We start from the raw sequence: 23,960 nt of genomic DNA, 5'->3' as shown, positions 1-23,960 counted from the left end.
TTTCTTTATAGTAGAGTCGCCATCGAACCACCTGTCGTCTGAGGCTTTCCGGCAATTGGTGTACGCGAAACCGACAGATGGGCACGACTTTCAAATGAGCAACTCTACGACTACAACCGGCGGTAATTGGCATGCGGTCATTGCGCTGGCACTCGCTGCGTTTGTCTTCAACACCACCGAGTTTGTCCCTGTCGGTCTGTTGAGTTCGATTGGCAGCAGTTTCGACATGACATCGGCTCAGGTCGGTTTGATGCTGACCATCTATGCATGGGTGGTATCGCTGACATCGCTGCCGATCATGCTGCTGACGCGCAACGTCGAGCGGCGCAAGCTGTTGATCGTGCTGTTTGCGATGTTCATCGTCAGTCACATTCTGTCGAGTCTGGCGACCAGCTTCGCTGTCCTGCTGGTCAGCCGGATCGGTGTGGCGTTGTCGCATGCATTGTTCTGGTCGATCACGGCTTCTCTGGCCGTGCGACTGGCACCGCCGGGCAAGCAGGTTCAGGCCTTGGGTTTGCTGGCAACCGGTACTTCCCTGGCGATGGTGCTGGGCATTCCTCTCGGCCGGATATTGGGCGAGGCGACGGGCTGGCGAACCACGTTTATCGCGATCGCGGTGTTGGCGGCTACGTTGGTGTTCTGGCTGGCCAGGGTCTTGCCTTTGTTACCCAGCCAGAACTCGGGGTCGCTCAAAAGTCTGCCCATATTGTTGAAGCGACCGGCGCTGGTGGCGATCTATGTTCTGACGGCCATGGTCGTGACGGCGCATTTCACTGCCTACAGCTACATCGAACCTTTCGTTCAGGTCGTGGCGGGTATGAGTGGCGAGACAGTGACGCTCATCCTGCTGCTATTCGGCGGCGCGGGCATTTTCGGGTCTCTGCTGTTCAGTTGGCTGCACCGGTATAGCCCGCAGCGTTTTCTGATCGTCGCTGTGTCGCTGCTCGCCTTGTGTCTGGCATTGCTGTTGCCGTTGAATGGCAAGGTCTCGTACCTGAGCACGCTGAGTATCTTCTGGGGAATGGCAATCATGGGGTTTGGTCTGGCGTTGCAGTCCAAGGTTCTGGTGCTGGCGCCCGACGCGACCGATGTGGCGATGGCGCTGTTTTCGGGGATCTACAACATCGGCATTGGTGGCGGGGCACTGATGGGAAGCTGGGTGGGGAGCCAGTTTGGTTTTGCGTATGTCGGGGTTGTGGGCGGGATGTTGGCGGCATTGGCGTTGTTGCTTTACTGCCTGTCGGTCTATCGCCTTGCTCGGCCCGGGGCTTCTGCTTGAGTGCTTGAACCGCTTTGCTACCGATAGCAAAGCGGTTTAGGAAAGGCTTTTCAGAGACTGTCCGGATCGCCGAAGAACATCTGAATCCGCGACCGCAACCAACGCTCCCCAGGATCGTTATCCTGCGACCCACGCCACGCCATGTGCAGTTCAAACGTACGTGTCGGCAACGGCGGATCTTCCGCCCGAACACCACCCGCAGACGTCAGCGCATCCGCCGTGTAATCCGGCACCGTCGCGACGATATCGGTCCCGGCCAGCAACGTACTCAAACCGTTGAACTGTGGCACGGCCAGCACCACGTGGCGTTTGCGGCCGAGCTTTTCCAGTTCTTCATCGATAAAGCCGCTGAGGTCGCCGGCGAACGACACCAGCGCATGGGGGCGGGCGCAGTAGTCGTCCAGGCTCAATGGCCCCGGAACGGTGTCGGCGCGCAGCAGTTTTGGCTGGCTGCGGCGCAGGACTTTGCGTTTGGCGTTGGCCGGCAGGTCGGTGGTGTAACTGACGCCGATCGAGATTTCGCCGGAGGCGAGCAGGCCCGGCATCAGGATGTAGTTGACGCGACGGACCACCAGCACGATCCCCGGTGCCTCGGCACGCAGGCGCTTGAGCAGCATGGGCAGCAACGCGAACTCGACGTCGTCCGACAAGCCGATCCGGAATACCGAGGTGCTGGTGGCCGGGTCGAATTCGGCTGCGCGGCTGACCGCTGTCGAAATCGAGTCAAGGGCAGGCGAGAGCAGGGCGAAGATTTCCACCGCACGAGCAGACGGTTCCATGCTGCGCCCGGTGCGTACAAATAGCGGATCGTCGAACAGTCCGCGCAGGCGCGAAAGCGCCGCGCTGATCGCTGGCTGGCCGAGAAACAGCTTCTCCGCCGCGCGGGTCACGCTGCGTTCGTGCATCAGCGTTTCGAATACGATCAACAGGTTCAGGTCGACACGACGCAGGTCATTACGATTCATCTGGAGTCCTGGCAGAGTCATCAAGCTTGACGAGAGCGACCATATGAGAACAATGGCCGGCATGAATCTTACGGGGAAAGGCTGGTAGTCTGCACCGGGTAATTCAGCTTTACTGAGAAGGCGGCAGCAGTTTTTTCATGGATTTGCTCAATGCTGGCCATACTGCGGAATCAATGACAGGCATGTCGACTATTAATAGCCACTGATAGTCTTGGCTGGAAAGCCCAGATAGAGTTCAGGGCATTAGAGGTTACTTTGACGAGGTTTGCGATGTCCCGCACGATCCGTTTTCACAAGTTTGGTCCGGCCGAGGTGCTCAAATGCGAAGAGCATGCGGCCGCTCAGCCAGGTCCCGGCGAAGTGCAGGTGCGCGTCGAAGCGATCGGCATCAGTTGGTACGACACACTCTGGCGTCAGAACCTGGCGTCGTCTCAGGCCCGCCTGCCTTCAGGCCTGGGCCATGAAATGGCCGGTGTGGTCACGGCCATCGGCGACGGTGTCGAAGACCTGGTCGTGGGTGACAAGGTGGCGAGTTTTCCGGCCGAGAGTCCCAATGACTATCCGGTCTATGGCGAACTGATCGTTCTGCCACGCACGGCGCTGACCCGTTATCCGGACGTGTTGAACCCGATCGAAGCAAGCGTGCATTACACGCCGCTGTTGATCGCCTATTTCGGTTATGTCGATCTGGCTCGAGTCAAACCCGGGCAGTTCGCTCTGGTCACTGACGCCAGTCATTGCGCCGGCCCTTCCTTTGTCCAGTTGGGCAAGGCGCTGGGTGTGCGAGTGATTGCCGCCACGAAAACCGCGGAAGAGCGCGAATACCTGCTGTCCCTCGGTGCCGAGAAAGTCATCGTCACCGAAGAAGAAGATCTGTTGATGCGGATCAACAAGATTACCGACAACCGCGGCGTCAACGTTGTGTTCGACGGTCTCGGCGGGCCACAGATGTCACTGCTGGGTGATGTGCTGGCACCTCGTGGCAGTCTGGTGTTGTATGGCCTGCAGGGTGGCAATCAGACGCCATTCCCGGCCTGCGCAGCGTTCCAGAAGAACATCCAGTTCTTCGTGCACTGCATCGGCAACTTCACCGGGAAGCCGGAGCTGGGCATTGTTCAGGATCACGTCGCCTTGCAACGTGCCCTGCGCGATATCAACCAATTGACGGCCGATCGCGTTCTGCTTCCGCTCAAGACCCGGGTGTTCCCGTTCAACGAGTTTGTCGAAGCTCACCGCTACATGGATGAATGCCCTTGCCGTGAGCGGGTCGCCCTGCAAGTCGAACCTGCCTGACCTTTGTGATCAGAGTCCGTGGCCCCACGGACTCTTGTGCGTTTCATCCTACAGACCATGAGAAACCCTGGGCGCGACGCCTGGGGACGTTCAGCAACTGAACTGGTTTTTACTCTTGATCTGTATCTTCTAATCGCCATCCAGACCCTGATAATTGAATGACTACTTTCATCTCAAGGAATGAGCTATGGCTGTGCATTCTATTTTTCCCGCGCAATACAAATCGTTTGTCGATAGCCGATATTTCGGTTTTTGTTTAATTGCTGTAGGGCGCTCGTGTAATCCCTTCTTTTTTTCTTGTGCTCATCATGCGCAGGCCATTGTAAGAAATTTCCCAGGAAAACTTCCCTGTCGTGGAAGCCCAGTAAAGACAGGGGCTTGCGGTGTGCGAGCGATAAACGTGAATTGTTGTGAGCTCAACTGTTTCAAATAACTACAAAACCTTAAGTGTTAGCATTTCAGCGTCTATTAATTAATGAAGAATGATTGCGCGTCCGATGTTCGTGGTTGCGCAATATAAAATCTTTGATATCGGGTGAAGTACTGATGAGCACGATCCATGACCAGGCAATGAACTATGTCTACCAGCAAGTATTGCAACGATTGCTGAGTTTCTTTTCCCGTGCCGAACGCACGGCATTGCAGCTGTTGATTCAGCGATTGGCGGTGGCCGCCGGGGGCATGGATCGTATTGGCGAATTCAAGGTGCTGGTGACGCAATCGGGCACCCGTGATTGCTGCTACAGCCTGGCCCTGTTGCGCGCAGCACAGCTGAGCATTGCCGGACGGGCTCCGGGGACCTTTCAGCTGCGGGTGGCGACCCTGCGTGGCTGCGCCACACCGGCTTCGGCATTGCACAACATGCATCGCAGCTTCAGCGCGCTGTTTCTGTACGACGACCCGAGAGTCGAACTGCTGATGATCGACAATCGAGAGGTCTTGCCTTTCAACCACCAGGAGCCCCTCTCCGACGAGGGGCGTGAGGCGAATCGCATCAATCTGCTGATGGTTGGCCACCGTCGATGCTGGGGTGAGAGCCTGGAGCTTTGGGACGACGCGTACCTGGCCACCGCCGAGTTCTACGGACAGGTTGCACGCTGGAACAACGGTGTCGACGCATTGGTCAGCAGCGACGCCGCACGCAGCCAGGAGCATTTCCTCCAGGGCCTGGATCGCGCCGCACAGAAGGCCGGCATTGGCGCGTTGCCGAAGCGGGGGGGCGGATTCGAAGAACTGTTCAACCTGCTCGACGGCATGGGGGGCGACTACTATCGCGAACTCCATGCACAAACCGATCTGCTGCCGTGGCGTCCTCTTGGTCAGTTCGAAGCCTGTCGGCGCACCCATTACATCGGTATCGATGACATGGTGGTGGGCAAGATGGAGGAGCGATGGCCTTTGCTCAGCGACTTTCTCGGGTTTCAGACTGAAGAGCTGCTCTTCGAGCCGGGTATCGGCGAGTCGCCAGATCCCTTGGTCGCTGCCTATCTGAACGGTCTGCATGCCATCTACATTGGCGGACACGATTATGACGTCGGGGTATCGGAATACCTGCAGCGTTGCCTGGCCGTGATGCACCGCAAAAACGTACCGGAGCAGATGTGCGAACGGTTTATGGCGACGATCGGCAATCTGTCGGATCTGAGTGAACATCGATCGCTGGCCGCGTCGTCCTTGCAAAAGAATTTCGGGCTCAATGAGGCGCAACTGGTCTGCCTGTTGTTTGCGCCTTTTATCAATGGCGGAGCCGGGCTCGAACGTTTTCTGCGCACCTGCCACCCCGGCATGCTGGTGGCCATGCCGGACCTGCATCGCGCGATGCAGGGATTGCACGCACCGGAGCAGGTTCTGCAATGGATGACCGATGTCAGTGGTTTGCCCGTGCGGTTGATCAGCCGGCTGTACGCCATGGACTCCATCCAGATGGCTGATCAGGTCGCGCACGCCCCGGATCCGGTTGACTGTGAGGTTGCCACCGGCGACCGCTCGGCGGAAGGTTGAGTGTGAGCGTCGCGCACGGTCGCCAAAGAATGCCCGTGGACGCTCGTTCATGAATGCCTCGCGCGAAACCGGTTTCGCTTATCAGTCGGTCTATCGTTATCTCACTCAACTGATCGACGGGCCGGGGGGCGAAGGAGCGATTCGACTGCCATCCTTGAGGCAACTGGCCGAACGACTGAATGTGTCGATATCGACCATTCAGTACGCCTACGCGTTGCTTGAAAAAGAAGGCCGGATCTACTCCGTGGCCAAGTCCGGGTATTTCGCACAGCCGGCGTCCACGGTCATGCCGCCTGGCCGGGGCAATGACCTGCTGGAAACCGTCTACGTCAACGCGAGATGTCTCGGCATGCGCGTATTGAGTGCCGATGATCCGGCTTCGATTCAACCACTGGACAGTCCATTGCTGATGCTTGAACGGGAGCTCATGCGTCAATATCCCCGGCAATCACAGGCCCTCACCCAGCCTTGTGGAGAGCTGGAGTTGCGCAGGCTGCTTGCCGCTCGCTATACCTCATCGCCGACTCATTGCTGGCATGCCGAGGATGTCTATATCGGCGCCGATATGAGAGGGGTACTGGAGATCCTGATTGCCGTTCTGGAGCTGCGTAACACGACCGTGGTGGTCGAATCACCCTGCGACTGGGTGATATTGCGTTTGCTTCAGTCCGCCAACGTGAAGGTCATTGAGCTGCCTGTTCAACTTGGCGGAGAATTCGATCCACAGCATCTGGCCACGTTACTGGAGACCGAGCCTGTGCGGCTGATTCTGCTGTCGTCGCAATTGAACATGCCCCATGGCAGCCTGGCACCCTCCGATAATCGCGAAGCCATCGCACGCCTGCTCAGGCTCCACGGCACGTGGGTGCTGGAAAACGACAGTTACGGTGAGCTGGGCGATGACCGCGAAAGTCGACCTTTGCGGGACTTGCTGGACCCTGATCGTCTGCTGGTGTTTTCCACTTTCGAAAAGGTCATCGGTGTCGAGGCGCCCTATGGCTATGTACTTGCTCGGCAGTGGCGCAACGACCTGCAACGGCACTTCCTGCTGCGCTCGTTTCGCCTGTCGCCGATTCGCCAGAGAGCCATTGCCCGACTGTATGCCAGCGGGCGCGTCGATCAACATCTGCCGGTGCTCAAGCGATTGCTGAAGGAGCGTCGTACAGAGTTGATCGAACTGCTGCGCGAAGGATTGGGCGATGCACTGCACATCGCCGAGCCGCAGGGCGGTGCAACGGTCTGGGTGCGCTCATCACGTCGGGTGGCGATGGGTGCCGTGTTTCAGCGGCTGCTCAAGCAGCACGTGCTGATAGCACCGGGAGAACTGTTCAGCACTCAAGGCATGCATGGTCAACACATGCGTCTGAGCGCCATAGGCTGTAGCGGGCCTGACCTGGCAGGTGCCGTCGGCTTGCTTGGCGATGCCTTGCGGCTGGCCCCCGATGACTGAGCTGTTAAAAAACATCGGGGATGCACTGGATAGATCCCATCGCACTACGGTCAAACTGCCAGTAAACTCCGCTGTAATTTCCTGAACCACTCTATTTCAGAGGTTTTGCATGACACTCAGTCCTTTTGCGGGCAAACCGGCACCGGCAGAGTTGTTGGTCGACATCCCGCGACTGGTAACGGCGTATTACACCGGTCAACCCGACGCCTCGATTTCCACCCAGCGTGTGGCATTCGGTACTTCCGGGCATCGTGGCAGCTCCTTCGACTTGAGTTTCAACGAGTGGCACGTTCTGGCCATCAGCCAGGCGATCTGCCTGTACCGCGAAGCCCAGGGCATCACCGGCCCGCTGTTTGTCGGCATCGATACCCACGCGCTGTCGACTCCGGCAGGGGCGAGTGCCCTGGAAGTGCTGGCAGCCAACGGTGTGACCGTGATGATTGCCGAGGGCGACGAATACACTCCGACGCCAGCGGTGTCTCACGCCATTCTTTGCTACAACCGCGGCCGCACAACCGGCCTCGCTGACGGCATCGTCATCACGCCGTCGCACAACCCGCCACAAAGCGGTGGTTACAAATACAACCCGACCAACGGTGGCCCGGCCGATACCCACATCACCAAGTGGATTGAAGCCAAGGCCAACGAGCTGCTGGCCAACAAACTGGCCGGCGTTAAACGCATCGGCTACGAGCAGGCGTTGAAAGCCGCCACCACGCATCGTCACGATTACGTCAACACCTACGTCGCCGACTTGATCAACGTCATCGATTTCGATGCCATCCGTGGTGCCAAACTGCGTCTGGGTGTCGATCCGCTGGGTGGAGCAGGGGTGCGTTACTGGTCGGCCATTGCCGAGCACTATAGTCTGGACCTCGACGTGGTGAACAAGAACGTCGATTCGACGTTCCGCTTCATGACGGTCGACTGGGATGGCCAGATCCGCATGGACCCATCGTCCAGCCACGCCATGCAGGGCTTGATCGGCCTTAAAGAGCGCTTCGACGTCGCGTTCGCCTGCGATCCGGACCACGATCGTCACGGCATCGTTACCCCGTCGGGCGGTCTTCTGGCGCCGAACAACTATCTGGCGGTGTCGATCGACTACCTGTTCCAGAACCGTCCGCAATGGCGCGCCGACGCGGCCGTGGGTAAAACCGTGGTCAGCAGTGGCCTGATCGATCGCGTGGCCAAGCGTCTGGGCCGTCGTCTGTACGAAGTGCCGGTCGGCTTCAAGTGGTTCGCCGACGGTTTGTTCGACGGCTCGCTGGGTTTCGGCGGTGAAGAAAGCGCCGGCGCATCGTTCCTGCGCAAGGACGGTGGCGTCTGGTGCACCGACAAGGACGGTCTGATTCCGGCCCTGTTGGCCGCAGAAATGACTGCCCGTACCGGCCGCGACCCGAGCCAGGCCTACCGCGCGCTGACCGATGAACTGGGCGAACCGTTCTCGGTGCGTGTCGACGCCAAGGCCAACCCTGAGCAGAAAGCCCTGCTGAGCAAGCTGTCGCCGGAGCAAGTCACGTCGACCGAGCTGGCGGGCGAGAAGATTCAGAGCATCCTCAGCAAGGCCCCTGGCAACGATCAGGCCATTGGTGGCCTGAAAGTGATGACCGAAAACGGCTGGTTCGCCGCGCGTCCTTCGGGCACTGAAGACATCTACAAGATCTACGCCGAAAGCTTCATCGGTGACGACCACCTCAAGCAACTGGTGGCCGAAGCGCAAACCCTGGTGGATGGTGCAATTTCCACGAAGTAATCTGCGCTGAATAAAAAAGGGCGACCGTTGGGTCGCCCTTTTTTTGCCCGTCATTCAGCCGATCAGGCCAGATCCACCAGCACGATTTCACTGTCCTCAATCGCTGTGACGGTCAACACCGGCTCATGGCTCACCGCGATACCGTCTCGAGCTTGCGCACGCAAGCCGTTGACTTCAATCACACCCGTGGCCGGTACCAGGTAGGCGCGACGTCCGGCGTCGAGTCGATATTCGGCGGTTTCGCCGGCCTTGATCGTCGCTGCCACCAAACGCGCATCGGCGCGAATGCGCAGACTCTCATCGTCGCCGTCCTTGCCGCTGGCGAGTGTCACAAAGCCTTCGCGCTCGCCTTTGGGAAACGGTTTGGCACCCCACGAAGGCGGGGCGCCGGTTTCGGTCGGCATGATCCAGATCTGGAAGATCTTGGTAGCGGTCGCTTCAAGGTTGTATTCACTGTGGGCGATCCCGGTGCCGGCGCTCATCACCTGAACGTCACCCGCTTCAGTGCGGCCCTTGTTACCCAGGTTGTCCTGGTGGGTGATCGCACCTTCACGCACGTAAGTGATGATTTCCATGTCCCGGTGCGGGTGAGTGGGGAAACCGGTACCCGGTGCAATGATGTCGTCGTTCCACACCCGCAAGTTGCCCCAGTTCATGCGTTGCGGATCGTAGTACTCGGCGAACGAAAAGTGGTGATGGGCATCCAGCCAGCCGTGATGGGCGCCGCCCAGCGAGCTGAAGGGTCTGAGTTCAAGCATGATCTTCTCCTCAAAAGGTTCGTCATGGGGCGTTTCGGCCGGAGCCACGAAGCGAGACCGGTGATTGATGGCAGGCATCATCTATCAGCCAACAATCGATAAAAAGCGTAAAAAGTGCTGCATTCCAATCGAAAGCATTGATATGAAAAAGCTCGAAGCGCTCTCACGCAGCCTTCAGTTCATCGCCTAACTCAATGACCTGTAAGCATTTCGCTAGAACTCAAGGGCAAATGCAGACACCATAGCCCCCAACAGCCTCACCTCCTGGAGTCCGTCAGCGTGGCGCAACACACCCCCGATCTTCCTCCCGAACTTCGTCCCCTGGCCGAGATGCCGTGGTTCAAACGCCTGGCGGCGCGTTTCCTTGGGCACGGCCTGACGCAACTGCGCGCGCAGCATCGGGCTTCGTGGCTGCACGGCCAGGCCGATGGCTTTCGCAGCGGTCACACCGCGGGGTTCGATTACGGCTACAAGGAAGGCAAGGCTGAGGGGCTGGAAGAGGGCCGTCAGGTCCTGTTGATCCGCGATAGTCGCAGTACAGAGCATCGCGCACCGGGTATCGACAATCACCTGTTCGATGACTGGCGCCTGCCGCTGACTGCCGAACTGAAGAAACGCATGAAGGCAGACGTTGCCCGCTTGCTGCCGGCGCATGCTCAGCCGAGCGTGGCGCAATGGAAGATGATTTTCAGTGACACGCCTTCAACGTCAGTGATCGCCGGGGCGGGGGCCGGTAAATCGACGACACTGGTACTGCGCATTCTGCTGCTGACGCATTATCTGGGCTTTGAGCTGTACTCGATGACCGTGGTGACCTTTACCCGGGAATCGCGCAAGGACTTCATCGGCAAGCTGATCGAGCTGTTTGCCCTCTGGGGGCATTCCCTGAGCCAGAAAGCCGCACGGGATCTGGTGCGCACTTTCCACTCACGCATTCTGCCGATGGTTCGCAGCCTGCCGGGGTTTGAACGCTTGCAAGCCTTCGAAAACCTCAGCCTCCGGCCTCAGGGCGGGGACGATGACGTCGACAGCAATCCTTTCGATCTGCGGATCAATGACGCGCAGCGTCAGCAGCTCAATGCCTGTTATCACCGCCTCTACACGGACAACGACCGCTTCCGCCAGTTGATCCAGCCACTGTCCCGACATGCCTTGCAACTCAAGGAGCTGGAGCGCGATCACCCGGACGTGCAAAAACGCATGGCGGTAACCGAACTGGCCGCCAAGCGCGATGAAGAGCTGTGCGACGTGATCGAAGACCTGTGGTTTCGCGCCGGTGCCTGGCCGATCAAGGGTGTCGAGCCGAACCGTCAGACCTTCGAAATCAACGGTGCGACCTTTCACTGTCATGGCTATATTCCGAGTCTCGATGCCTGGGTCATCCTGGGCTTCGATCCGCGGGAAAATCCACAAGTCTGCCGTCCCAATGCCAAGCTGACGGTTCGCGCAGAGTGGGCGGTAAAGCGCACCCTGTTTCAAGCTTTCTGTCGTAAGCCATTGATTTGGCTGGATAGCTATGAGTCGTCAAAGCGTGTTCTGGCCACCTTGGCAGGTGATGCCAGTGCCGGGCCGGGCTTCGATTACAAGGTCAAGGGCGAGCTCGCATCCGCGCCATTGCTGGATTGTTTTGTCGCCGCCGCAGGCTTCATCGAGAACCTGGGCCTGGATGTGCCAGACGCCGTTGGCCGCATGAGTTTCGCCAAGGATGATCCCGACCGGTTTTTCTTCGAGGCCTTGAGCCTGTTCTGGCGCGCGCTGGAAGATCACTTGCTCGATCAAAAGCCGCCGGTCATGACCTACAACCGTATGTTCGCGCTGTTCAGCGAGCACTCGCCGGAAAACCTCAAACTGCTCAGCGATGAACTGCTGCGCCCCATGTCGCACCTGATGATCGATGAATTTCAGGACGTATCGCCACAGATCGTCTCGTGGATTCGAGCCAGCCTCGCGGAAATTCGCAGCCGTGGCCCGGCCATGCACGTCGGGCGCGGCGCGCAGCGTTCATCCTTGCTGTGCGTGGGGGACGACTGGCAGTCGATCTACGGCTGGCGCGGCAGTTCGCCGAGCTACTTCATGGAGTTCAACAAGGAGTTTTCATCGCCGAGCACCACACGGGTAATGCTCAGCGACAACTATCGCAGCCATCAGCACATTATTGATGCAGCCGAACATATCGTCCGTGCCGCGCCGGCTATTCCCGGCAAGAAGGCCAAGGCCAGTGGCGAGGACAAGCCGCTGCAACCGGTCAACGTACTGGAACGCGACGACGAGGCGCTCGGCCAGCGCTTGGCGGAGCATTACAGGAACGGCGATTCGATCTTGATGCTTTATCGAAAAAGTAGCGATAAGTCATTGATAGAACAGTATATTCGCTCAGTAGTTAATGTTGATTCGAGCTTGCCTTACGAGTCCCGGCGCTTGAAGCAGCTCACTTATCACAGCGCCAAAGGCTTGCAGGCCGACGCGGTGTTCCTGCTCGGCGACTGTCAGCACCTCACCAGTTCGCCATATAAAAATCAGGTCTACCGCTTGGCCGGGCTGGGCAAGGCCGGGGACAACGAGCCCTACGACACGGCGCAAAAGGACGAAATCCTGCGCCTGGCTTATGTCGGTATCACCCGGGCTGTGAGCCATTGCTACTGGTACGTCGAACCGCAGGACACCCAGGCAGTGAACATGCCGCGAGCGTCCGACCGAGTCGCCAAGGGCAAGCCGTTCTTCGTCGATCACCGACCGGAAAAGAAAACCGCCTGAACCGATCGCCCACAAAAAAAGCCCGCACGCAGCGGGCTTTTTTGTTTTTTATCAATAATTTAGGCGTAACTCCTGAGCGACTCTGGAGGAACGAAAGCTTCCAGTTCATCCTCAACCGCTTCGATTATTCGTTCAACATCCGCCGCATTCATCACCGTGGCACAGGGAATGCCGGCGATGGCAATCATGGTTTCGCCGCTGGCCCGATCGAACAGGCGAGCGATCATGCTGCCCGGCGCGTCCATCGTGGCCTCGAAACCCATAGGATGAAAATGCCAGCGCATCAGCTGGCAGGCATTGGGGAACGTGACCTTGCTTGACCCTTTATTCATGTGTTGCCCGCCTTCTTCATCGAGCGCTTCCGTTTGCTCATGGTAGGTGGGAAGAGCCTTCATTGGCTCAACCGATGACTGTCCTTAAAAGTAGCATCTGGATGTGAAAAACCTGTGAGAATTTTCAGGCCATTTGGCGATTGCAGGGATTTTTTTGATGTAAGTCACGGCCGACGTAAACGTCGCCAAAATGCCATCGCCACCGGCTTGTTGATGCAGCGCCCGAAGTTGGGCAAGCTCGGTTCTTTTTCCAAGAGGCCCTTATGCACGCCGATGATGACGGCCCGCAGCAGACCCAGGCCACGGCCGAAACGGTCATGCGCTATCACCTGTGCTGGAAACACCGGGACCTCGATGGCGTCATGGCGCTTTACCATCCGGACATCCAGTACAACGACTTCTTCCAGAACCGCGTGCTCGGCCTCGACGAACTGCGCGAGTACGTTCGCGTCAGCATGCCCCGTGAGTCCGACGAAGCGCTGGAGCATTGCGACCGGATCCGCATCGACGGCAACACGGCGTTCATTCAATACGAAGTGACTCTGCGCGGCGGCAATGGTCTGGTGTCGTTCCGCTCCAGCGAAGCGATTACCGTCAAGGACGCAAAAATCTGGCGGGTAAATGAATATGCGTCATTGGTCCGCGAGCAGAGCTCAAGTGCGGCGGCGCCGACTCAGCGTCCGGCGGCGAGCCGATTGGGCCTGTCACCACGCCAATTGAGTTTCATGGCCGAAGACCTGCAGCAGTATTTCCAGCGTCAGCAGCCATACCTCGATCCCGAACTGGATCTGCAACGCGTGGCGAAGGAGTGCGGTTACAGCCGTAACCAGATTTCCTATCTGCTGAACCAGGTGCTGGGGCAGAGCTTCTATCGTTACGTCAATCAGGCACGGCTCCAGCATTTGCTGCAATCGCTGGACAAGGCCACGCCGCCACTGCGCATCGATGAGTTGGCGTTCGCTGCCGGATTCAACTCGATCTCGGCGTTCTATAGCTGTTTTCGCCAGCACACCGGCCAGTCGCCCAAGGCTTACGCCAAGCAAATTTCTTTGCGGACACGCGCGCAAGACAGTCCCTGAGGTCAGCCACTAGGATCGACGCCATCGAAACCTGGATTGGCGGAGTCTTGCATGCCGGCGTGGCGCACTATCAGTTTGTGGATGGACCAACTCGACGAGCCGCTCACCGCGCGCCCGTCGCTTGGGCAAGACCTGGACGTCGACGTGGCAATCATCGGCGCCGGTTACACCGGGCTGTGGACCGCGTACTACCTGAAGAAACACGCGCCAGGCCTGGACATCGCCATCGTCGAAGCGCAAACCGCCGGTTTTGGCGCATCCGGCCGCAACGGTGGCTGGTTGATGGGCAATCTGCTGGGCGAGGATCGTTTGCTCGCGGGCCTCTCGCCACAACAGCGCCACGCTTCTTTCGATCTGCTGCACAGCATTCCTGATGAAGTGGAAGTCGTGCTCGAACGCGAGGGCATCGACTGCGATTACCGCAAGGGCGGGGTGCTGTACTGCGCCGCGCGCTATCCCGAGCAGGAAACCAGCCTGCGTGATTATCTGAACAAACTGCATGCACAAGGCCTGACCGACGACGATTACCGCTGGCTCAATCCCGAGCAACTGGCTCAGCAGATCCGCGTCGCCAAGCCTTACGGCGGTATCTTTGCTCCGCATGTGGCAACCATTCAGCCGGCAAAACTGGTGCGCGGTCTGGCCAGAACCGTTCAAGGCATGGGCGTGAAGATCTACGAAAACAGCCCGGTAACCCATTGGCAGGCGGGAAGCCTGCGTACCGACAAGGCCAGCGTGCGCAGTCGCTGGATCGTTCCCGCGATTGAAGGTTATTCGGTGACGCTGCCGCCGCTGGGTCGTTATCAATTGCCGGTGCAGAGCCTGATCGTCGCAACCGAACCGTTGTCGGCAGCGACTTGGGACGAAATCGGTCTGAATCGTGGTCAGGCCTTCAGTGAGTTCAGTCGTCAGGTTACCTACGGCCAGCGCAGTGCCGACAACCGACTGATTTTCGGCGCCCGTGGCGGCTATCAGTTCGCCGGCCAGTTGCGCCACAACTTTGATCTGACCCGGGATGAAGTGGAACTGCGACGTTATCTGTTCGGCGAGCTGTTCCCGCAACTGAAAAACACCACGATCACCCACGCCTGGGGCGGCAACCTCGGCATGTCCCGGCATTTCAAACCGCACATGCTCTGCGACCGGGCCAATGGCATCGCGCTGTCCGGCGGATATGGAGGGGAGGGTGTGGGCGCCTCCAATCTGGGTGGTCGTACCCTGGCCGATCTGATTCTCGAGCGCGATACCGAACTGGTGCATCAACCCTGGGTGCTGCCGGATGGCGGGATCCATGCGCTGCGGGCCTGGGAGCCGGAACCGTGCCGCTGGCTCGGCTACAACGCGATCATCAAAAGCTTCGTCCACGAAGACCAGACCCTGGCCAACCCGGCGACAGCGCCCTGGCGGCGCAAGCTGGCCAGTCGGGTGGCCGGGTTCATGGAAGGTTTCATGCACTGAATGTTGTTTTACTAAAAGACAGGTAACGCCATGAGCATCACCCAATTCAAGAACACCGCCACGCTGCAACTGGACGAGTCCAACCCCGTGGCGGTGCCGCTCGGCACACCGGTGGCGATTGCGTCGACCACCAGCGTCGAGCGCGACGACGGCGTCGAAACCGGGGTCTGGGAATGCACGCCCGGCCGCTGGCGGCGGCAGATCACCGCTCAGGAGTTCTGCCACTTCATTTCCGGGCGCTGCACGTTCACTCCGGACGATGGCGGCGAAATCCTGCACATACAAGGTGGCGACGCACTGATGTTGCCAGCCAACACGCTCGGCATCTGGGACATTCAGGAGACCGTGCGCAAGACCTACGTCCTGATTTTCTGATTGCTTGATCCTTTTGATTGCCTGCCAACAACAATAGCCAATACAGGAATCGATCCATGACCCGAAAGATCCTCGCTCTCGCCCCCTTGATGCTCGCCGCTTCCCTTGCTCAGGCAGCGGAAACGGTCAAGGTCTACAACTGGTCCGACTACATCGCGCCGGACACCGCGAAAAACTTCGAAAAGGCCACCGGTCTCGGCATTACCTACGACGTCTACGACAGTAACGAAACCCTCGACGGCAAATTGATGACCGGCAAATCCGGTTATGACGTGGTGTTTCCGTCCAACCATTTCATGGCGCGGCAAATTCAGGGCGGGGCCCTGATGAAACTCGACAAGAGTCAGCTGCCGAACTGGAAGAATCTCAATCCGGTATTGCTCAAGGCCTTGCAGACCAACGATCCGGGTAACGAGCATGGCTTCCCGTACCTTTGGGGCAGCACTGGCATCGGCTACAACATCGCCAAGGTCAAGGCGGTATTGGGCGACAACGCGCCGGTAGATTCCTGGGATCTGATCTTCAAGCCCGAATACATGGAAAAGCTGCAGAAGTGCGGCGTGGCAATCCTCGACAACGGCCCGGAATTGCTGCCAGCAGCGCTCAACTACCTGGGGCTGCCGCATCACAGCAAGAATCCCGAGGACTATAAAAAAGCTGAAGCCCTGCTGATGAAAGTCCGGCCGTACGTCAGCTACTTCCATTCCTCGAAGTACACCAGCGACCTGGCCAACGGCGATATCTGTGTGGCGGTCGGTTTCTCCGGCGACATCCTGCAAGCGGAAAACCGCGCCAAGGAGGCGAAGAACGGTGTCGATATCGGTTATTCGATTCCCAGAGAAGGCGCTGCAATCTGGTTCGACATGGTTGCCATGCCCGCCGATGCGCCGGACGCCAAGGCCGGTTACGCCTTCATGAACTACCTGTTGCAGCCGGACGTCATGGCTGGCATCAGCAACTACGTGCATTACGCCAACGGCAACCAGCAGGCCGACAGCCTGATCGACCCGGCCATCAAGAACGACACCAAGGTGTATCCGAGCCCGGAAATGATGGGCAAATTGTTCGCGCTGGAGGCCATGCCGCTGAACATCGACCGGATCCGCACTCGCGTCTGGAACAAGATCCGCACCGGCAGCTGAAAAATCTGTCGGAGCGGGTTTTTCCCCGCTCCGACAGCGGCATATGAGGCCTGCAACTTATGTTTATTTGTTTGATATCACTTCGCTGGCACCGCACTAATAAAGTGCAGAAAAGTGAGACGCGCCTAACAAAAAGCAACTTACCGATATTTAATATTTAAATAAGAAATCGTCAGACAATTAGGCAAACTCACCACACTTACAACATTCTTCCAGCGGCACGCGCTTTGTTTACGGGACTTTTCCGGAATAGTTCAATTTGATCTCAAAAAAACGCTAGACGTTAGATTTCAAATTGTGTCAGGTTTCTTACGCCTTCATTGGGCGAGTGATAGGACAATCTCGCCAGAGGTTGTCGCTATCGGACAAAAACTGTTCCATTGCTAAACAAGGAAGTGTGTTTATGTCGAAAGTAAAAGCTAATGCTATTGATACCGCCGAACAGGCTTTCCAGCTGAGCGCGGCGCCACAACCACTGGCAGCGACCAGTTCGGCGTTCAACCAGATCAATAGCTTCAGCCATCAATACGATCGTGGCGGCAACCTCACGGTCAATGGCAAACCCTCCTTCTCGGTGGATCAAGCTGCGACCCAACTGCTGCGAGACGGTGCCTCCTGGCACGACCTCGACGGTAGCGGCAAGATCGAGCTGACCTACACCTTTCTGACGTCCAAAACCGCCAACTTCAGCGGCCTGGGCGTCACCGGTTTCAGTCAGTTCAGCTCCCTGCAGAAAGCCCAGGCCGTGCTCGCCATGCAATCCTGGGCCGACGTCGCCAACGTGACATTTACCGAAGCAGCCAAGGGTGGCGACGGCCACATGACCTTCGGTAACTACAGCGGCGGCCAGGAAGGCGCGGCGGCGTTTGCTTTCCTGCCAGGCACCGAGCCAGGTTATGACGGTCAATCCTGGTACCTGACCGGCAGTGGATACGATGTCAACAAAACTCCGGGCGTGAACAACTACGGGCGTCAGACCCTGACCCACGAAATTGGCCACACCCTGGGCCTGTCTCACCCTGGCGACTACAACGCCGGCACTGGCAACCCGACCTACAATGACGCTTCCTACGGGCAAGACACCCGCGGCTACAGCCTCATGAGTTACTGGAGTGAAAGCAACACCAGCCAGAACTTCAGCAAGGGCGGCGTCGAAGCTTATGCCTCGGGCCCGCTGATGGATGACATCGCCGCAATCCAGAAGCTTTACGGCGCCAACCTGACCACCCGTACCGGTGATACCACCTACGGCTTCAACTCCAACGCTGGTCGCGACTTCCTCAGTGCGTCCTCGTCAACGGACAAGCTGGTGTTCTCGGTGTGGGATGCGGGCGGCAAGGATACCTTCGACTTCTCGGGTTTCACCCAGAACCAGAAGATCAACCTCAATGAAGCCTCGTTCTCCGACGTTGGCGGCCTGGTGGGCAACGTGTCCATCGCCAAGGGCGTCACCATCGAGAACGCCATCGGTGGCTCGGGCAACGACCTGATCATCGGCAACAGCGCAGCCAACGAACTCAAGGGTGGCGCCGGCAACGACATCATCTGGGGCGGCGGCGGTGCCGACAAGCTGTGGGGCGGTTCGGGTTCGGACACCTTTGTGTTCGCAGCCAGTTCCGACTCCAAGCCGGGTGCAATCGATCAGATTCTCGACTTTGTCAGCGGTCTCGACAAAATCGACCTGACCGGTATCACCAAAGGCGCAGGCCTGCACTTTGTCAGTTCCTTCACCGGTGCGGCGGGCGATGCCATCCTGACCACCTCGGGCGGCAACAGCCTGCTCTCGGTGGACTTCTCCGGGCACGGCGTGGCTGATTTCCAGGTCAGCACCGTTGGCCAGGCAGCGCTCAGCGACATCGTGGCGTGATGTGAACCGGGAAAGCGGCGCGTGATGCGCCGCTTTCTTCACTTGCATCGCCTTGGCTGGTAAGCAAGGCTACTCGCCGGAGTGAAATTTCCTATGATCCAATTCGCTTTTACCCGCAAAGCGGCGGCTTATCTGTTGCCGATGCTGATGATGATTTCTGGAGAAACAACTATGGCAAGCAGCCTGAGACTCGAAGACCCATCGGTATTTTCCGGACAGTGGCAAGCGACCCTGAGCGACCGCAACGAAGCTCCCGAGGCCCAGGCGCTGCAGGACAAACCGTCCAATACTTGCCTGATCGATCTTGAATCCAACCAGACATTGGGCAAAGGTGCCGACTGTCTGAGCGCATGGCTGCAGGACAGCGCCATCGGCTGGTTTCCCGATCCGGACGGTCTTTCGATCACCGGCAAGGAAGGCTCAAGAATCCAGTTTTTCAGCCGACAACGTGATGGGCTTTATCTGAGCACTTTGAAGTCAGGCCTGGTGATTACACTCAAGCGAGCTGCCAAACAGCCTTGATCATCGGAACCGACTCACAGTTTAAATATAAGGCACCCCGTTTCAGTTATAAGCCTCCTTTGAATAACACGAACGCCAGGTTTAATCGCGAAAGTTGTTATTGAAGTGTAAGCAGAGACTGGCGGTGTATGTCCCGCCCGGTGTGTGGGCTATTAATTGAAGTCTCGCCAAGAACGGCGAGGAATATCATTTCAGGAATAATCAATGAAGATGGCGAAGGCCCCAGCCACCGCTCCCTTATTCAAGGCATTGGGTGACTATAAGAGCATTCTGATCAGCGTCGGATGCTTTACCGCACTGATTAACGTGCTGATGCTGGTGCCCTCTATTTATATGCTTCAGGTCTATGACCGAGTGCTGTCTTCGCAAAACGAAACCACGCTGGCGATGCTGTCGCTGATGGTCGTGGGATTCTTCGCATTCATCGGCCTGCTGGAAGTGGTGCGCAGCTTCATCGTGATCCGCATCGGCAGCCAACTGGAGCGTCGTTTCAACCTGCGGGTCTATCAAGCCGCGTTCGAGCGCAATCTGTTCAAGGGCGAGGGTAACGCCGGCCAGTCCCTGGGTGACTTGACTCACATTCGCCAGTTCGTCACCGGGCCCGCGCTGTTCGCGTTCTTCGATGCGCCGTGGTTTCCGGTCTATCTGTTTGTGATTTATCTGTTCAACGTCTGGCTCGGTGTTCTCGCCACCGCCGGCGCGCTGCTGTTGATCGCCCTGGCGTGCCTCAACGAATACATGACCAAGAAGCCGCTGGGCGAAGCCGCCGGTTATTCGCAAAAATCCAGCCAGTTGGCCACCAGCCACCTGCACAATGCCGAAACCATTCAGGCGATGGGCATGCTTGGCTCGCTGCGTAAACGCTGGTTCCAGGTGCATTCGCGGTTCCTCGGCCTGCAAAACCAGGCCAGCGACACCGGTGCAGTCATCAGTTCGCTGAGCAAGACCTTGCGCCTGTGCCTGCAATCGCTGGTGCTGGGCCTGGGTGCCTTGCTGGTGATCAAGGGCGACATGACCGCCGGGATGATGATCGCCGGCTCCATCCTGATGGGCCGGGTGCTCAGCCCGATCGATCAGTTGATTGCCGTGTGGAAACAGTGGAGCGGGGCGAAGCTGGCTTACCGTCGTCTCGATTCCTTGTTGCAGGCCTTTCCGCCGAGCGACGACGCCATGGCTCTGCCGGCACCGAAAGGCCAGATCACCTTCGAACAAGTCAGTGCCGGCCCGCCCGGGCAGCGCGCCGCGACCTTGCACATGGTCAATTTCAATCTGGCGGCCGGTGAAGTGCTGGGTGTGCTGGGTGCTTCCGGCTCGGGTAAGTCGACGCTGGCGCGGGTACTGGTCGGCGTGTGGCCAACCCTCGGTGGCACGGTACGCCTGGACGGTGCCGACATTCATCGCTGGAACCGCGATGATCTCGGCCCGTACATCGGCTACCTGCCACAGGATATCGAGTTGTTCAGCGGCTCCATCGCCGAAAATATCGCGCGTTTCAGCGAGGCTGACCCGCAGAAGGTGGTGGCCGCCGCGCAACAGGCCGGCGTACACGAAATGATCCTGCGCATGCCGCAAGGCTACGACACGCAACTGGGCGAGGATGGCAGCGGCCTGTCCGGCGGCCAGAAACAACGGGTGGCCCTGGCGCGTGCGCTGTACGGCACGCCGAGCCTGGTGGTGCTGGATGAACCGAACTCCAACCTCGATACCGTCGGCGAAGCCGCACTGTCCAGCGCCATCGTGCAACTCAAGGCGCAGGGCACCACGGTGGTGCTGGTGACGCACCGTTCTTCGGTACTGGCTCAAGCCGACAAGTTGCTGGTGCTTAACGATGGTCGTCTGCAAGCCTTCGGCCCGAGCCATGACGTGCTCAAGGCACTTTCCGGCAACCAGGCGCAACAGCCACAACAAACTGAAAAAAACGCGCAGGCACCGGGCGGGCTCAGCATGAGCCGGCAGTACCAGCCCTCGACAAGGAACTCGGGTGTATGAGCAGCGCGAGCATGAATACTCAAAACGAAGCGACCATGGAAGAGGCCTACGTCACTGAGCGTCCGGAGCGCGACGCGAAGTTCTTCGCCCGCATGGGTTGGATTCTGGCACTGGCCGGCGCCGGCAGCTTCTTTGCCTGGGCTGCACTGGCGCCGCTGGATCAAGGGATTCCGGTGCAGGGCACGGTGGTGGTCTCCGGTAAACGCAAAGCCGTGCAATCGATGAGCAACGGCGTGGTCAGCCGGATTCTGGTACGCGAAGGCGAGATCGTGAAGCAGGGCCAGCCTTTGTTCCGCCTCGATCAGACCCAGGTCGCCGCCGATGTGCAATCGCTGCAAGCCCAGTACCGCATGGCCTGGGCCAGTCTGGCGCGCTGGCAGGCAGAACGCGACAACCTCAAGCAGGTGACGTTTCCGGCAGAACTGAGCGACAACGCGGATCCGCGTCTGGCCCTGGTGCTGGAAGGTCAGCGCCAACTGTTCAGCAGTCGCCGTGAAGCCTATTCCCGCGAGCAGGCCGCACTGCGCGCCAGCATCGAAGGCGCCACTTCGCAACTGGCCGGCATGCGCCGTGCGCGTACCGATCTCAACGCCCAGGCCGACTCCCTGCAACAGCAGTTGAGCAATCTGCAACCCCTGGCGGACAACGGCTACATTCCGCGCAACCGCTTGATGGAGTACCAGCGTCAGCTGTCGCAAGTGCAACAGCAACTGGCTGAGAACACCGGCGAAAGCGGTCGTGTGGAGCAGGGCATTCTTGAGTCGCGCCTGAAACTGCAACAGCACGGCGAGGAATACCAGAAGGAAGTCCGCACCCAGCTGGCCGATGCGCAGCTGAAAAGCGTCACCCTGTCCGAGCAACTGACCTCCGCAGGTTTCGATCTGCAACACAGCGAGATCGTGGCGACGTCGGACGGTGTCGCGGTCAACCTCGGTGTGCACACCGAAGGCGCCGTGGTGCGTCAGGGCGAAACCCTGTTGGAAATCGTTCCGCAAGGCACGCGCCTGGAAGTGGAAGGGCACCTGCCGATCAACCTGATCGACAAGGTCGGCACGCACCTGCCAGTGGACATCCTTTTCACCGCCTTCAACCAGAGCAAGACACCGCGTGTTCCCGGCGAAGTCAGTCTGATTTCCGCCGACCAGATGGTCGATGAGAAAACCGGCGTGCCGTATTACGTGTTGCGCAGCAGCGTCAGCGATCAGGCCATGGAGAAGCTCAACGGCCTGGTGATCAAGCCCGGCATGCCGGCGGAAATGTTCGTGCGCACTGGCGAACGTTCTCTCCTCAACTACCTGTTCAAACCGCTGCTCGACCGGGCCGGCTCCGCGTTGACTGAAGAATAAGGATGTTCGGCTGTATGAATAAGCTTTCCATGCTGGCGGCAGCGTTCGCGCTGCTCGCGGGCAACAGTGCGGTGGCGGCCATGGGGCCGTTCGAGATCTACGAACAGGCGTTGCGCAATGACCCGGTGTTCCTCGGCGCGATCAAGGAACGCGATGCAGGCCTTGAAAACCGGGCCATTGGCCGCGCCGGGCTGTTGCCGAAAGTCGGTTACAACTACAACAAGGGCCACAACACCTCGAAGGTTACGCAACTTACCGATCGCGGCAACTTTACTGAAAACCGCAACTACAACAGTTACGGCTCCAACCTGACCCTGCAACAACCGTTGCTCGACTACGAGGCCTACGCCGCGTATCGCAAAGGTGTGGCGCAGTCGCTGTTTGCCGACGAGAACTTCCGGGGCAAGAGCCAGGAGCTGTTGGTCCGAGTGCTCGACAACTACACCAAGGCCTTGTTCGCTCAGGATCAGATCGACATCGCCCAGGCCAAGAAAAAGGCATACGAGCAGCAGTTCCAGCAGAACGAGCACATGTTCAAACAGGGCGAAGGCACACGGACCGACATTCTCGAAGCCGAGTCGCGCTATGAACTGGCGACCGCCGAGGAAATCGAGGCCCGCAACGAACAGGATGCCGCGCTGCGTGAGCTGGGTGCGCTGGTCGGTGTGCCAGCAGTGGACATCACTGACCTGGCGCCCCTGGACCAGAATTTCCAGACCTTCGCGTTGATGCCGGCCAACTACGACACCTGGCACGAACTGGCGATCAGCAATAACCCGAACCTGGCGTCACAACGTCAGGCCGTGGAAGTGGCCCGTTATGAAGTGGAGCGCAACCGCGCCGGACACCTGCCGAAAGTCAGTGCCTACGCTTCGATGCGCCAGAACGAATCGGAAAGCGGCAACACCTATAACCAGCGCTACGACACCAACACCATCGGCATCGAAGTCAACGTGCCGTTGTACGCCGGTGGCGGGGTGTCGGCATCGACCCGTCAGGCCAGTCGCAACATGGAGCAGGCCGAATACGAGCTGGACGGCAAGACCCGCGAAACGCTGATCGAACTGCGTCGCCAGTTCAGTGCCTGTCTGTCCGGCGTCAACAAACTGCGCGCCTACCAGAAGGCCCTGACCTCGGCCGAAGCGCTGGTGGTCTCGACCAAGCAAAGCATTCTCGGTGGCGAGCGAACCAATCTGGACGCGCTGAACGCCGAACAACAACTGTTTACGACCCGCCGCGATCTGGCCCAGGCCCGCTACGACTACCTGATGGCCTGGACCAAGTTGCATTACTACGCGGGCACCTTGAGCGAGCAGGATCTGGCTCGGGTGGATGAGGCGTTTGGGGTGGCCCGACGTTGATGTGCAGGGCTTGGGAATGGCCCTCACCCTAACCCTCTCCCGGAGGGAGAGGGGACCGATTGGGGGATATTTATGAAATGCATCGACCTGATCGAGCGTTACCGAATCCATAGTCGACTGTTTTTTTCAGGTCGATGCATGACGCAAGACACCTTGGTCAGCTCCCGCACGGGCACCCTGAGCGAGCAGGATCTGGCTCGGGTGGATGAGGCGTTTGGGGTGGCCCGACGTTG

18 protein-coding genes are annotated in these 23,960 nt (G+C 58.8%); 15 read left to right on the top strand and 3 right to left on the bottom strand.

Going from position 1 to position 23,960, the window contains the following annotated elements; all coding sequences use genetic code 11:
- The first annotated feature begins 94 nt into the window (after positions 1 to 94).
- A complete protein-coding gene (locus ACW9HX_RS00840; RefSeq protein ID WP_457379091.1) occupies positions 95 to 1,279 on the top strand; it encodes a sugar transporter in 1,185 nt (394 codons plus the stop codon).
- 50 nt (positions 1,280 to 1,329) lie between these two features.
- Here the strand turns inward: ACW9HX_RS00840 and ACW9HX_RS00835 are convergent, their stop codons facing one another.
- A complete protein-coding gene (locus tag ACW9HX_RS00835) occupies positions 1,330 to 2,244 on the bottom strand; it encodes a LysR family transcriptional regulator (protein WP_085709803.1) in 915 nt (304 codons plus the stop codon).
- Between the two features lie 270 nt (positions 2,245 to 2,514).
- Here ACW9HX_RS00835 and ACW9HX_RS00830 point away from each other — a divergent pair, with 270 nt between their 5' ends.
- The 4 genes from ACW9HX_RS00830 (at position 2,515) to pgm (ending at position 8,744) form a co-directional block, all read left to right on the top strand.
- Positions 2,515 to 3,537: a zinc-dependent alcohol dehydrogenase family protein gene (locus ACW9HX_RS00830; RefSeq protein WP_457379090.1), complete on the top strand. Its 1,023-nt coding sequence runs from the start codon at positions 2,515 to 2,517 to the stop codon at positions 3,535 to 3,537.
- Positions 3,538 to 4,083: 546 nt separating this feature from the next.
- Positions 4,084 to 5,538: a hypothetical protein gene (locus ACW9HX_RS00825; protein ID WP_457379089.1), complete on the top strand. Its 1,455-nt coding sequence runs from the start codon at positions 4,084 to 4,086 to the stop codon at positions 5,536 to 5,538.
- Positions 5,539 to 5,587: 49 nt separating this feature from the next.
- Positions 5,588 to 6,988: an aminotransferase-like domain-containing protein gene (locus ACW9HX_RS00820; protein WP_457379088.1), complete on the top strand. Its 1,401-nt coding sequence runs from the start codon at positions 5,588 to 5,590 to the stop codon at positions 6,986 to 6,988.
- Positions 6,989 to 7,097: 109 nt separating this feature from the next.
- Positions 7,098 to 8,744, top strand: a complete 1,647-nt coding sequence (gene pgm / locus ACW9HX_RS00815) for a phosphoglucomutase (alpha-D-glucose-1,6-bisphosphate-dependent) (RefSeq protein ID WP_457379087.1) — start codon at positions 7,098 to 7,100, stop codon at positions 8,742 to 8,744.
- Between the two features lie 62 nt (positions 8,745 to 8,806).
- Here pgm and ACW9HX_RS00810 read toward each other — a convergent pair whose 3' ends face one another.
- A complete protein-coding gene (locus ACW9HX_RS00810; protein WP_457379086.1) occupies positions 8,807 to 9,502 on the bottom strand; it encodes a pirin family protein in 696 nt (231 codons plus the stop codon).
- 279 nt (positions 9,503 to 9,781) lie between these two features.
- On the opposite strand from ACW9HX_RS00810, the gene ACW9HX_RS00805 reads away from it, so the two are divergent.
- Positions 9,782 to 12,256 (top strand): UvrD-helicase domain-containing protein, encoded by a 2,475-nt coding sequence (locus ACW9HX_RS00805; protein ID WP_457379085.1) that lies wholly within the window; start codon positions 9,782 to 9,784, stop codon positions 12,254 to 12,256.
- A 59-nt stretch (positions 12,257 to 12,315) separates the two neighbouring features.
- On the opposite strand, the gene ACW9HX_RS00800 is transcribed toward ACW9HX_RS00805, so the two are convergent.
- Positions 12,316 to 12,588, bottom strand: a complete 273-nt coding sequence (locus tag ACW9HX_RS00800) for a DUF1652 domain-containing protein (RefSeq protein WP_038367758.1) — start codon at positions 12,586 to 12,588, stop codon at positions 12,316 to 12,318.
- Between the two features lie 263 nt (positions 12,589 to 12,851).
- Between ACW9HX_RS00800 and ACW9HX_RS00795 the strand changes: the two genes are divergently transcribed.
- From ACW9HX_RS00795 to ACW9HX_RS00755, 9 genes are all read left to right on the top strand, one after another.
- Positions 12,852 to 13,667, top strand: coding sequence for a helix-turn-helix domain-containing protein (locus tag ACW9HX_RS00795; protein ID WP_457379084.1), 816 nt, complete (start codon positions 12,852 to 12,854; stop codon positions 13,665 to 13,667).
- A 51-nt stretch (positions 13,668 to 13,718) separates the two neighbouring features.
- Complete coding sequence (locus tag ACW9HX_RS00790) at positions 13,719 to 15,125, top strand: NAD(P)/FAD-dependent oxidoreductase (RefSeq protein ID WP_457379083.1); 1,407 nt, start codon at positions 13,719 to 13,721, stop codon at positions 15,123 to 15,125.
- 30 nt (positions 15,126 to 15,155) lie between these two features.
- On the top strand, positions 15,156 to 15,500 hold the full coding sequence (locus ACW9HX_RS00785; RefSeq protein ID WP_457379082.1) for a cupin domain-containing protein: 345 nt from the start codon (positions 15,156 to 15,158) through the stop codon (positions 15,498 to 15,500).
- 56 nt (positions 15,501 to 15,556) lie between these two features.
- Positions 15,557 to 16,642, top strand: coding sequence for a polyamine ABC transporter substrate-binding protein (locus tag ACW9HX_RS00780; protein WP_457379081.1), 1,086 nt, complete (start codon positions 15,557 to 15,559; stop codon positions 16,640 to 16,642).
- Positions 16,643 to 17,045: 403 nt separating this feature from the next.
- On the top strand, positions 17,046 to 18,509 hold the full coding sequence (locus tag ACW9HX_RS00775; protein WP_457379080.1) for a serralysin family metalloprotease: 1,464 nt from the start codon (positions 17,046 to 17,048) through the stop codon (positions 18,507 to 18,509).
- Positions 18,510 to 18,602: 93 nt separating this feature from the next.
- Positions 18,603 to 19,031 carry an AprI/Inh family metalloprotease inhibitor gene (locus ACW9HX_RS00770; RefSeq protein ID WP_457379079.1) on the top strand — a complete coding sequence of 143 codons (429 nt, stop codon included), beginning with the start codon at positions 18,603 to 18,605 and terminating at the stop codon, positions 19,029 to 19,031.
- Between the two features lie 204 nt (positions 19,032 to 19,235).
- Entirely contained in the window at positions 19,236 to 21,020 is a 1,785-nt protein-coding gene (locus ACW9HX_RS00765; protein ID WP_457379078.1) for a type I secretion system permease/ATPase, read from the top strand.
- Positions 21,017 to 22,366, top strand: a complete 1,350-nt coding sequence (locus ACW9HX_RS00760) for an HlyD family type I secretion periplasmic adaptor subunit (RefSeq protein WP_457379077.1) — start codon at positions 21,017 to 21,019, stop codon at positions 22,364 to 22,366. Before ACW9HX_RS00765 ends, ACW9HX_RS00760 begins: the two co-directional genes overlap by 4 nt.
- A 2-nt stretch (positions 22,367 to 22,368) precedes the next feature.
- Positions 22,369 to 23,727, top strand: a complete 1,359-nt coding sequence (locus tag ACW9HX_RS00755) for a TolC family outer membrane protein (RefSeq protein ID WP_457379076.1) — start codon at positions 22,369 to 22,371, stop codon at positions 23,725 to 23,727.
- Positions 23,728 to 23,960: the final 233 nt, after the last annotated feature.

Source organism: Pseudomonas sp. SDO52101_S400, assembly GCF_054071635.1.
This window is presented reverse-complemented; position numbering and strand designations above follow the sequence as displayed.